Genomic DNA, 11,926 nt, shown 5'->3' with positions numbered 1-11,926 from the left:
CACTTTTGCGCGACATGCCTTATCTTCCCCAAAGCATCGCCCGCTTCAATCGGAATTAACGCTCAGGCATCGAGCCTGTCGAACACATGTGCCTTTCCGATAACGCTCACCGAAACCATGCTCCCGACTTCGGGCAGGCCAACGCCGGAACTCTTGATGTTCAGCGTCTCGGAGCCGTTGGAGAGCACGACCGTAACGGCGCAGACGGCGCCGCCGAACTCGATTTCCGTCACCTTGCCTATGCAGGCAGCGCGCGCTCCGGCCTCATCGATCGCACTGAGGCGCAATTGCTCGGGCCGCAACATGACGTCGGTGCGACCCTGCCGGTTATCGGCATCGACCGGAATCTGCCCCAGAACGCATTTGGCGGACCCTTTATCAAGGTCAGCCGAAAGTACGATGGCATCGCCGAGAAAGAGCGCCGTTTCGCGATCCCTGGGGCTGAGATAGAGCGCCTGCGGCGTGCCGGCCTGTATGAGCCTGCCCTCGCGCAGGACGGCAACCTGGTCGGCAAAGGACAGGGCTTCCGTCTGATCATGCGTCACCAGGACCGCCGTGATGCCGGCAATCTGCAGCACGCGGGCGACGGCCTTGCGCATGTTTTCGCGCAGTCCTGTATCGAGAGCGGAGAAAGGCTCGTCGAGCAGCATCAATCGCGGCTTGCGGCCGAGGGCGCGGGCAAGCGCCACGCGCTGCTGCTGTCCACCGGAGAGCTGATGCGGGCGGCGGTCGAGCATGCCGCGGTCGAGCTCGACCATGTCGATGAGGGCATTGATGCGCTGATCGCGGTCGCGCGCGCCGCGCTCCATGCCGAAACCGATATTCTCCGATACGCTCAAATGCGGAAACAGGGCGCCGTCCTGCGAGACGATGCCGATGCCGCGGCGGTGCGCCGGCACGATGGCTTCACCATCCGCCAGGGTCTCGCCCTGAAGCATCACCTGGCCGGCATCCGGGGTTTCGAAACCGGCGATGATGCGCAGCAACGTCGTCTTGCCCGAGCCGGACGGGCCGACGATGGCCGTGCGACTGCCGGCAGCCACCATAAGGTCGATATTGTCGAGCGCATGGACGGGACCATAGCGCTTGCTGATATTCTTGATCGCCAGAAAGGTCATTGTCCGGCCGTTCGCTTTGATTGCACGTAGAGAAGAAGGGTGAGCGGCAGCGACAGGACGACCATCATGAAGGCGTAGGGTGCCGCCGAAACATAATCGATCTCGCTGGTCAGCGACCAGAATTTCGTCGCGAGCGTTTCCGTGCCGTTGGGAGAGAGCATCAGCGTCGCCGTCAGTTCGTTGGTGATACCGAGCGCGACGAGCGCCACGCTGGCCGCAAAGCCGGGAGCCGCGAGCCGCATGGTAATTTGCCGTACCGCCTGCGCCGGCGTGCGGCCGAGCGCCATGGCGGCACGCTCGAGTTCGACGGGCGCCTGGGCAATGCTGGCGCGCAGGCCGACCATGGCGCGCGGCAGGAACAGCAGTACATAGGCAAGCAGGAGGGTGGCAAAGGTCTGGTAGAGCGGCAGGATCAATCGGACGGTGATCGACACTAGCGCCAGCGCAACGACGACGCCCGGCAGCGAGCCGACATAATAATGGCAGGCCTCGAGAATGCGCTGCATCCGGCCAGGCGCGCGCACCGAAAGCCATGCCATGGGGGCTGCTGCAATGGTGGCGAGGAGGCCGCCGGCGATCGCGAGAAGAATGGTCTGCAGCAAGGCCGAACCGACCGTATCGATCCGCCAGACGCCTGCGCCGCCAAGATAAAGCCAGCGCGCCAGGGTGACGAAGGGAACGCCGAGCGTCAGTGCCGCGGTGACGATGGGCAGCGCGACAGCGGGAACGACGAACCAGCCGAGACGACGGCGATCGGCGGGACGGGCCGCACCGGAGCCGATGCGGGCATAGCGCTCGTTGCCGCGCACCAAGACCTCGATGCCGAGCAGCAGCAGGCAGCAGAAGACGAGGACGCCGCCGAGCATATTGGCGGCCGGGCTGTTATAGGCCGACTGGAACTGGTCGACGATGGCGGTCGAGAAGGTATCGAAACGGATCATCACATAGAGGCCGTATTCCGCCAGGAGATGCAGGCCGATCAGCAGCGAGCCGCCGCAGATGGCGAGGCGAAGCTGCGGCAGGATCGCCCGGAAGAAGACGCGCCAGGGGCCAAGCCCGAGCGAGGCGGCGGCATCCTCGATTGCCGGATCGAGCCGGCGCAGAGCGGCCGCGACCGGAAGGTAGAGAAAGGGAAAATAGGCAAGCACCGATACCAGCACGCCGCTCAAGAGCCCGCGCATGCTCGGCATGAGGCTGACCCAGGCGTAGCTGTGCACGAAGGCGGGGACGGCAAGCGGTGCGGCCGCCAGCCAGGACCAGAGGCGCGCGCCGGGAATATCGGTGCGTTCGGTCAGCCAGGCGAGCGTGACGGCGAGCAGGATGGAAAGCGGAATGGTGCAGATTTCGAGCAGGATGGTATTGACGAGCAGATCGCCGACGCGGCTGCGGAAAATAAGGGCGCTGACTTCTGCCCAGCCGGTATCGATCGTGATCCAGACGATGAAGCCGAGCGGCACCAGGCTCAGAAGCGCGACGATCGAAGCAAGGGCGACGACGGAGGCATGCCGAACGCGGCTGCGGGGAGCAGCCGTCAACTGAGGCATTCGCATGGCGGCGGCCTCGCCGGCATATGTGTTCTTCTGCAGCAAATCCGAGCTGCCTTTCACGCCCTGAAATAGGAAGACAACCGCCGCTTACGGCGGTTGCCCGATCGATCGGCCTTGGGGCCATTCCATGCCACTAGCAGGGCATGCGACCGCGATGCAAGAGCCGAGCCCGTGCGAAAGCCCGCGAAACGGGCTTCCCCGCGGGCTTTCGCCTTAGATGAGACCCGCTTCCGTCATCAGGTCGGTAACCTTCTTGCTGTTCAGCTTCGAAGGCTCTACTTTCGGAGCCTGGAGGTCGGAGAGCGGCACGAGCTTCGGATTGGAAGCCTCGCCATTGCCGACGGCATATTCATAGGAATTGCCATCGCGCAGAACGGCCTGGCCACCCTTGCCGGTGATCCACTTCAGGAAAGCCTGCGCTTCCTTCTGGTGCTGGCTGGATGCCAGAACGCCGCCACCCGAGATGCTGACGAAGGCGCCCGGATCCTGGTTCTTGAAATAATGCAGAGCAACATTCCTGCTGTTTTCACCGGTCTTGGCCTGATCGCCGAACCAGTAATAGTGATAGATGACGGCGCCTTCGATCTCGCCGGCATTGACGGCCTTCATGGCAACGCTGTTGCCCTTATAGAAGCTCGCATTTTCCTTCATCGCCTTCAGCCAGGCGCGGGTTGCGTCCTCACCCTTCAGCTCAAGCAGCGCGCTGACGATCGCCTGGAAGTCGGCGCCGGCCGGCGAAGCACCCCAACGGCCCTTCCACTTGGGATCGGCGAGATCGAGGAGCGATTTCGGCAGATCGGCTTCCTTCAGCTTGGTCTTGTCATAGGCGAAAACGGTGGAACGGGCGGCGACGCCGACCCAGTTGCCGTCGGCTGCCTTGAAGGTTTCCGGCACCTGGGCGAGTGTCGCGGCATCGACCGGGGCGAAAAGCTTGTTGGCATCGACCAGTGCCATGCCCGGCGAGTTTTCCGTCAGATACACGTCGGCCGGCGAGGCAGCACCTTCCTGGACAATCTGGTTGGCGAACTGCATGTCGCTGCCGTTGCGGATCGTGACCTTGATGCCGGTTTCCTTGGTGAAGCCATCCGCCCATGCCTGCGTCAATGCCTCATGCTGGGCATTATAGACGACGATGCCTTCGGATTCGGCGGCATGCGCCATTATCGGAGCAACGGCAAGTCCTGCGGCAAGCGCCAGCGCGCTGGTGAGATGAGAAAAGGAAAAAGTCATTAAGTCCTCTCGCTTGGAAACCACCGTCATCGGGCGGCGATGCGGTAGCCTATATTTTTCCTGACCGTTTTTTTCAAGTTTACGGTGGTTTCTGCTTATCACAAAAGTTTGATAATGGGAGTCAAGATTTTCGCACCAACCGTCACGAAGGAAAACAGCACGATCCACGTAAGGAATATGCTGGTGGCGTGGCCCGCCTGGCTCAAGCATTCGACACGAACGAAAAGGCCGCGGCATCTACATGCCGCGGCCTTTTCGTTCAGCTCGAAGATCTAACTCAGTTGTCCCGCGTCTCCAGCGTCTTGCTGAAGAAGATGGCGACCAGCGTGCAGACGACGCCCGACAGCAGATAGAGGCTCGTATAGACGAGGCCGAACTGGCTGGAGAGAGCAAGCGCCACAAAGGGCGCAAATCCGGCGCCGATTAGCCAGGAGAGATCCGACACCAGAGCCGAGCCGCTGTAGCGGTAGTTCTGGCTGAAACGTGAAGCGCTGGCGCCGGCCGCCTGCCCGAAGGAGAGGCCGAGCAGAGTGAAGCCGAGAACCACGTAGATGTGGCGGCCAGTCGCGCCGCCATCGAGCAGCCAGGGTGCAACGAAGGCGAAGCAGGCGATCAGCACCGCGCCGATGGCGAGCTGATTGCGCCGGCCGATCCGGTCGGCGAGCATACCGGAACAGATGATGGCGAGAATGCCGCAGATCGCGCCGAGGAATTCCACCAGCAGGAAAGAACCCGAGCTCTGCTCACTATAGAGCGTGACCCAGCCGAGCGGGAACACCGTGACCAGATGGAAGGTCGCAAAGCTTGCCAGCGGCACGAATGCGCCGATCAGGACGTCGCGGCCATGTACGCGCAGCAGCTCCGTCATCTTCACCGGCTCGAGCTCATGACGCTCCAGCAGCGTGCCGAATTCCTCTGTCGCCACCAGACGCAGACGGGCAAAGAGCGCGACAACGTTGACCGCGAAAGCGCAGAAGAATGGATAGCGCCAGCCCCAATCGAGGAAGTCCGCCGTCTGAAGGCTTGTCACGAAATAAGCGAACAGGGCACTCGCCAGCATGAAGCCGATGGGTGCGCCGAGCTGCGGGATCATCGCATACCAGCCGCGATGGTTGGTCGGGGCGTTGAGCGCGAGGAGCGAGGCAAGACCATCCCAGGCGCCGCCGAGCGCAAGGCCCTGACCGATGCGGAAGATGGCGAGCAGGATAATCGCGTAGACGCCGACTTCGGAATAGCCGGGCAGGAAACTCATCGCCGCTGTCGAGCCGCCGAGCAGAAACAGCGCAATCGTAAGCTTCACTCCACGTCCGTAACGGCGGTCGATCGCCATGAAGATGAACGAACCGATCGGGCGGGCGATGAAGGCGAGCGCGAAGACCAGGAAGGAAAGCAGCGTGCCACGCAGCGGGTCGGCGAAGGGGAAGATCAGCTTCGGGAAGACCAATACCGATGCGATGGCATAGACGAAGAAATCGAAGAACTCGGAAGTGCGACCAATGATCACGCCGATGGCGATATTGCCCGGGGCGACCGAGCCCCTTGCATGCATGCTGCGGGCATCGCTCTCCAGAGTTGAAGATGTGGGATTCAGTGATTCATGCGTTACGCTGACCATGCGCGGGAGCCTCCCTCTCCGAGCACGAATTCCTCCACGAATTCGCGCGTAATGAAAATGTCGATCAAACGTGCGAACATATCAAGTCTCCAGCATGAAATAATTCGCAAATTGGCAATCAGCCGAGTCATCATCTGTCCTTGGAGCCTCGTTCCGGGAGGAGAACAACCGCCGGTGATAGCCATTTGTTCCGATCCCAGTATATTAGCGCCGCCCAAAGCCAATTGCCTCAATAGAAAACCTTCTGGATCTCTGAGGGTTTTCCCGATACGTGGGACAGCATTCCATACCGCAATGCACTCTATCTTGCTGCGGTGCGACGAAACACCTCATATCGTTCATGACCGCCGTCCTTTAGTCGCGGTAGGGTCGAAACAAAAAGAGCTTTAAGACGTGCTAAGACTATCGAAGATTTTCAGCCGTTTGTCTGTCATCCCATTGTTTTTGCTGCTATCGGGCTGCAATCTGGTGGTGATGAACCCTTCCGGCGATATCGCCATGCAGCAGCGAGACCTCATCATCATATCGGTCGTGCTGATGCTGATCATCATCATTCCGGTGATCGTCCTTACCCTGTATTTCGCCTGGAAATACCGCCAGTCGAACAAGGAAGCGACCTACCAGCCGGATTGGCACCATTCGACGCGTCTGGAGCTGGTCATCTGGTCCGCTCCGCTTGCGATCATCATCGCGCTCGGTGCGGTGACCTGGATCAGCACGCATCAGCTTGACCCCTACCGCCCGCTCGACCGCATCGCCGCCAACAAGCCGATCAGCCCCGACGTGAAGCCGCTGACCGTCGAAGTGGTGGCGCTCGACTGGAAATGGCTGTTCTTCTATCCGGAATACGGCATCGCCACCGTCAACGAGATGGCAGCTCCCGTCGATCGCCCGATCAACTTCAAGATCACGGCCTCGGCCGTCATGAACTCCTTCTTCGTTCCGGCGCTGGCTGGCCAGATCTATGCAATGCCGGGCATGGAGACGAAGCTCCACGCCGTCATCAATCATCCGGGCGAATTCCAGGGCATGTCCGCCAACTATAGCGGCATCGGCTTCTCGCACATGCGCTTCAAGTTCCATGGCTTCAACCAGGCCGATTTCGACCAGTGGATCCAAAAGGCAAAGAGCCAGGGCACCGCACTCGGCCGCCAGGAATATCTGGCGCTTGCCAAGCCCAGCGAACGCGAGCCGGTGCGCTACTTCAACGCTGTCGACGATGGGCTCTACAACGCCATCCTCAATATGTGCGCCGATCCCAGCAAGATGTGCATGAGCGAGATGATGCATATCGACGCCAAAGGCGGCGGCGGCAAGGAAAGCCACGAAAACCGCGAGCGCCTGATCTACGACAATCGCGACGGCGCCTCGGCCGAGGTCACGCCGGTCAAGGCCGATGGCGGCGCCGGCCATACCATGCAGCATGGAGACAACTCCATGCCGGGCATGGATATGGGCAACGGCTCTTCTTCCGATCCGTCGACCGGTTCGGCGCAGCATCAGGGTCACTGATCCGGTGCGCTCAATAACAAGACATTCATAAGGGACAGAGGCAATCCATGTTTTCCAACCCGGACCTCTATAAATTCATCTTTGGCCGGCTGACGCTCGAGTCCATTCCATACCACGAGCCGATCCTCGTCGTGACCTTCATCGGCGTCGCCATCGGCGGCATCGCGGTTCTCGGGCTGCTGACCTACTTCCGTCTGTGGGGCTATCTCTGGAAGGAATGGTTCACCAGCATCGACCACAAGAAGATCGGCATCATGTATATCGTGCTGGCGCTGATCATGCTGCTGCGCGGCTTTTCCGACGCGCTGCTGATGCGCCTGCAGCAGGCGATCGCCTTCAATGGCTCCGAAGGCTATCTGCCGCCGCATCACTATGATCAGATCTTCACCGCCCATGGCGTCATCATGATCTTCTTCGTGGCGATGCCCTTCGTCACCGGTCTGATGAACCTCGTCGTGCCGCTGCAGATCGGCGCGCGCGACGTTTCCTTCCCGTTCCTGAACAACTTCTCGTTCTGGATGACGACGGCCGGCGCGATCGTCATCATGATCTCGCTCTTCATCGGCGAATTCGCGAAGACCGGCTGGCTGGCCTATCCGCCGCTTTCCGGCATTGCCTATAGTCCCGATGTCGGGGTCGACTATTACATATGGGGCCTGCAGGTCGCGGGTATCGGAACGACGCTTTCGGGCATCAACCTGATCGCCACCATCGTCAAGATGCGCGCGCCGGGCATGACCTTCATGAAGATGCCGGTCTTTACCTGGACCTCGCTCTGCACCAACATCCTGATCGTTGCATCCTTCCCGATCCTGACCGCCACGCTCGCTCTGCTGACCCTCGACCGCTATGCCGGCACGAACTTCTTCACGAATGACCTCGGCGGCAATCCGATGATGTATGTCAACCTCATCTGGATCTGGGGCCACCCGGAAGTCTACATCCTGATCCTGCCGGCCTTCGGCGTCTTCTCCGAAGTCGTCGCCACCTTCTGCGGCAAGCGCCTCTTCGGCTACGCCTCGATGGTTTACGCCACCTGCGTGATCATGATCCTCTCCTACCTCGTCTGGCTGCACCACTTCTTCACCATGGGCTCTGGCGCCAGCGTCAACTCCTTCTTCGGCATCACGACGATGATCATTTCGATCCCGACGGGTGCGAAGCTCTTCAACTGGCTGTTCACGATGTACCACGGCCGCATCCGCTACGAAGTGCCGATGCTGTGGACGGTCGGCTTCATGGTGACCTTCACCATCGGCGGCATGACCGGCGTCATGCTGGCAATTCCGCCGGCCGACTTCGTGCTGCACAACTCGCTGTTCCTGATCGCCCACTTCCATAACGTGATCATCGGCGGCGTGCTCTTCGGCATGTTCGCGGGCGTCAACTATTGGTTCCCGAAGGCCTTCGGCTTCAAGCTCGATCCCTTCTGGGGCAAGATGAGCTTCTGGTTCTGGCAGATCGGCTTCTGGTTCGCCTTCATGCCGCTCTACATTCTCGGCCTGATGGGCGTGACCCGCCGCATGAGCCAGTTCGACGATCCGTCCCTGCAGATCTGGTTCATCATCGCAGCCTTCGGCGCTGTCCTGATCGCGATCGGCATCGGCTGTTTCCTGATCCAGCTCGCCGTCAGCTTCATGAAGCGCGAAGAGCTTCGCGACGTGACCGGCGACCCCTGGAACGGCCGTACGCTGGAATGGTCCACCTCGTCGCCGCCGCCGGCCTACAACTTCGCCTTCACTCCGATCGTCTACGATCACGACGCGTGGTGGGACATGAAGAACCGCGGCTACGTCAGGCCGACCGAAGGCTTCATTCCGATCCACATGCCGAAGAATACCGGCACCGGCATCATCCTCGGCGTGCTCTCCATCGGCTTCGCATTCGGGATGATCTGGTACATGTGGTGGCTCGCTGCCATCACCTTCGTCGCAATGATCGTCATCACGATCGGCCATACCTTCAACTACAAGCGCGACTACCACATTCCCGCCGACGAGGTCGTCAAGACCGAGAACGAGCGTACGAAGCAGCTCGCAGGACAGGTGTAAGACCATGACGACCCACTCTGCACAAGCTCCCATGGACGGCGAAACACCCGCCTTCTATCTGAAGGAGGAGCATCATCCGGAGGGCAGCACCATGCTGGGCTTCTGGATCTACATCATGAGCGACTGCCTGATCTTCGCAGTCCTCTTCGCCACCTATGCCGTGCTCGGCCACAGCTATGCGGCCGGCCCCTCCCCGGCCGACCTCTTCGAGCTGCCGCTCGTCGCCCTCAATACGGCGATGCTGCTTTTCTCCTCCATCACCTACGGCTTCGCCATGCTGGCGATGGAGAAGGACAACAAGTCGGGCACCCTGATGTGGCTGACGATCACCGGCATCTTCGGTGCTCTCTTCATCTTCTTCGAACTCTACGAATTCTATCACCTGATCCTCGATGGCGCCGGCCCGCAGCGCAGCGCCTTCCTGTCGGCCTTCTTCACGCTGGTCGGCACGCACGGTCTGCACGTCACCACCGGTATCGTCTGGCTGATCACGCTGATGGTGCAGGTCGGCCGCTACGGCCTGATCCCGGAAAACAAGCGCCGCCTGATGTGCCTGTCGATGTTCTGGCACTTCCTCGACGTCGTCTGGATCGGCGTGTTTTCCCTCGTCTACCTCATGGGAGTTCTCGGATGAGCTCGAACGCAAACCATCCGCATCATTCCGGCGACGCCCACGGCCATGGCGGCCACGAGGCGGCACACGGCACCTTCAAGAGCTACATGACGGGGTTCATCCTCTCCGTCATCCTGACCGCGATCCCCTTCTGGCTGGTCATGGGCAAGGTCTTCTCCGACCCGGCTCTCACCGGCGTGATCGTCATGATCCTCGGCGCGATCCAGATCGTCGTGCACATGATCTATTTCCTGCACATGAACACCCGCTCGGAAGGCGGCTGGAACATGATGGCGCTGATCTTCACCATCGTGATCGTCATCATCGCGCTCTCCGGCTCGCTCTGGGTCATGCATCACCTCAACGCGAACATGATGCCCATGTCGCCCGAGATGATGCGCAACATGCCATAAGTTCAAGCGGCGGGCCTTCACGCGAAGGCCCGCCCTCTTCCCGGCGCGAAATCCGCCGGACGCTGCGCGCTGCATGCTTGAAATGCCGGAAAGCGCAGCCAAATCTTCCCGACCACGCATGATCTTCAGCGAAGAGAATTGAACCGCACGAAATCATGCGCCAGCGCGTCCCCGGAGACCAGCGCCATGACCGACCTCTCCTCGAACACATCTCAGGGCAAGCCGCGCTCCACGCTTACCCTCGTTATTTGGGTATCGCTGCTTCTGCTTCTGACCGCCCTCCTCATCGGGCTCGGCACCTGGCAGGTGAAGCGGCTGCACTGGAAGCTGGATCTGATCGCGAGAGTCGACGCGCGCGTGCATGCGCCGCCGGTTCAGGCACCCGGTCCGGCGCAATGGGCCGATATCACGGCCGAAAACTCCGAATACAAGCATGTCCAGGCAAGCGGCACTTTCCTCAACGACAAGGAAACGCAGGTTTACGCCTCGACCGCGCTCGGCGCAGGCTATTGGGTGCTGACGCCGCTGAAGCTTGCAGACGGCACGATCATCATCGTCAACCGCGGCTTCGTTCCCACAGAGAAACGCAATCCGGCGACGCGCGTCGAAGGCGAGATTTCCGGCGAGACCACCGTTACCGGCCTGCTGCGGATCAGCGAGCCCAAAGGCACGCTGCTGCGTTCGAACCTGCCGGCGGAGGAGCGCTGGTACTCACGCGACGTGACGGCCATCGCCGAAGCCCGCGGGCTGCAGAGTGCTGCGCCCTACTTCATCGATGCCGACGATGCGAAAAATCCCGGCGGATTGCCCGTGGGCGGGCTAACGCAGATCACTTTCCACAACAGCCATCTCGTCTATGCCATCACCTGGTATGGACTGGCTGCCATGACATTGGCCCTGGCCGTCTATCTCGTCCATTTCGAGCGGCAGCGGACAAAGGCGGCGCGCTGAGCACCGTAGCATCTCCACCTTTGTGGAGCGACCGACACGGTCCTTCCCTTCGCTTTCGCGCAGTTATCGCCCTATATCGTCATCTTCGGGAAACGAAGCTGCCAGCGCCGGCCGTCGCTCGTCATCTCGACGATGCCGAACGGCTCGACGTCGACGGCCCAGAATGCCGCCGCCGGCGCCTGCAAGGCCTGCAGAACGGCAGCGCGAATGACGCTCGCATGGGTGACGACGACGATATGGCCGGTATCGTCGATGTGATTCCCCATCCATTCGCCCACACGCTTGATGACCGAGGACAGGGCTTCGCCGCCATGCGGCGCGACCGAGATATCCGTCATCCACAGCGCCAGGGATTCCGCATCCCTTTCATGCAGTTCGGCAAGGGATTGCCCCCGCCAGTCGCCATAATCGCATTCGCGCAAGGCCACGTCGGGGATGGCCTCAAGGCCGAGGACTGCGGCAGTCTGGCGGGCACGCAAGGCGGGGCTGGCCCAGACCCGATCGATTGCCGCAAGCCCGAAAGATAAGGATTGAGCCTGCTGTGCCGCCTTCGCCTCCAAGGGTTCGTCATCCGGAAAGCAGCCATTCCGATTGGCTTGGGTCGCCCCATGACAAATCCAACTCAAACGCGTTTTCATAAGATTCCTTTATTTCCATCCCCTGCCGCGCTCTTGTCGCGATTTCGCATCGCTATGGCGCTTGATTGACAATCATATCGGCAGATAGCTATAAACTTGCGCTTGCGGGTGTGGAAGCCGGTGGAATCCCGGCGCGGTCGCGCCACTGTAATCGAGACGGAAACTTCGCCCTCGAGAGCCAGACCCTTCCCGCAAGAACCCTTCCGCAAATGGAACGCGCTTTTCTTAACGAGGGAAA

The 11,926-nt window shown here is 60.9% G+C and carries 10 protein-coding genes and 1 riboswitch; of the genes, 5 read left to right on the top strand and 5 right to left on the bottom strand.

Annotated elements, in window-relative coordinates; genetic code table 11:
* Positions 1-62: 62 nt before the first annotated feature.
* The 4 genes from C7U61_RS00610 to C7U61_RS00595 all read right to left on the bottom strand — a co-directional run bounded on the left by C7U61_RS00610 (position 63) and on the right by C7U61_RS00595 (position 5,510).
* Positions 63-1,118, bottom strand: coding sequence for an ABC transporter ATP-binding protein (locus C7U61_RS00610; RefSeq protein ID WP_106996218.1), 1,056 nt, complete (start codon positions 1,116-1,118; stop codon positions 63-65).
* Positions 1,115-2,668 (bottom strand): iron ABC transporter permease, encoded by a 1,554-nt coding sequence (locus C7U61_RS00605; RefSeq protein WP_245410730.1) that lies wholly within the window; start codon positions 2,666-2,668, stop codon positions 1,115-1,117. The genes C7U61_RS00610 and C7U61_RS00605 overlap by 4 nt, the downstream gene beginning before the upstream one ends.
* 210 nt (positions 2,669-2,878) lie before the next feature.
* On the bottom strand, positions 2,879-3,895 hold the full coding sequence (locus tag C7U61_RS00600) for an iron ABC transporter substrate-binding protein (protein ID WP_106996884.1): 1,017 nt from the start codon (positions 3,893-3,895) through the stop codon (positions 2,879-2,881).
* Between the two features lie 277 nt (positions 3,896-4,172).
* On the bottom strand, positions 4,173-5,510 hold the full coding sequence (locus C7U61_RS00595) for an MFS transporter (RefSeq protein WP_106996216.1): 1,338 nt from the start codon (positions 5,508-5,510) through the stop codon (positions 4,173-4,175).
* 393 nt (positions 5,511-5,903) lie between these two features.
* Between C7U61_RS00595 and cyoA the strand changes: the two genes are divergently transcribed.
* The 5 genes from cyoA (at position 5,904) to C7U61_RS00570 (ending at position 11,050) form a co-directional block, all read left to right on the top strand.
* Positions 5,904-7,022 carry a ubiquinol oxidase subunit II gene (cyoA, locus tag C7U61_RS00590; protein WP_106996215.1) on the top strand — a complete coding sequence of 373 codons (1,119 nt, stop codon included), beginning with the start codon at positions 5,904-5,906 and terminating at the stop codon, positions 7,020-7,022.
* 47 nt (positions 7,023-7,069) lie between these two features.
* Entirely contained in the window at positions 7,070-9,073 is a 2,004-nt protein-coding gene (gene cyoB / locus C7U61_RS00585; protein WP_106996214.1) for a cytochrome o ubiquinol oxidase subunit I, read from the top strand.
* A gap of 4 nt (positions 9,074-9,077) precedes the next feature.
* Positions 9,078-9,707: a cytochrome o ubiquinol oxidase subunit III gene (gene cyoC / locus C7U61_RS00580; RefSeq protein WP_106996213.1), complete on the top strand. Its 630-nt coding sequence runs from the start codon at positions 9,078-9,080 to the stop codon at positions 9,705-9,707.
* Positions 9,704-10,099 (top strand): cytochrome o ubiquinol oxidase subunit IV, encoded by a 396-nt coding sequence (gene cyoD, locus C7U61_RS00575; protein WP_106996212.1) that lies wholly within the window; start codon positions 9,704-9,706, stop codon positions 10,097-10,099. Before cyoC ends, cyoD begins: the two co-directional genes overlap by 4 nt.
* 186 nt (positions 10,100-10,285) lie before the next feature.
* The gene (locus tag C7U61_RS00570) at positions 10,286-11,050 is read left to right on the top strand and encodes an SURF1 family protein (RefSeq protein WP_106996211.1); all 765 of its coding nucleotides are present in this window, start codon (positions 10,286-10,288) and stop codon (positions 11,048-11,050) included.
* Between the two features lie 71 nt (positions 11,051-11,121).
* On the opposite strand, the gene C7U61_RS00565 is transcribed toward C7U61_RS00570, so the two are convergent.
* Positions 11,122-11,688, bottom strand: a complete 567-nt coding sequence (locus C7U61_RS00565) for a histidine phosphatase family protein (RefSeq protein ID WP_106996210.1) — start codon at positions 11,686-11,688, stop codon at positions 11,122-11,124.
* A 112-nt stretch (positions 11,689-11,800) separates the two neighbouring features.
* Positions 11,801-11,872: riboswitch (cobalamin riboswitch) on the top strand.
* Positions 11,873-11,926 lie beyond the last annotated feature (54 nt).

It is taken from the genome of Rhizobium sp. JAB6 (genome assembly GCF_003024605.1).
GTDB lineage: Bacteria > Pseudomonadota > Alphaproteobacteria > Rhizobiales > Rhizobiaceae > Rhizobium.
Note: the sequence above shows the minus strand (reverse complement) of the source record. Positions and strands in the feature narration are given on the sequence as shown.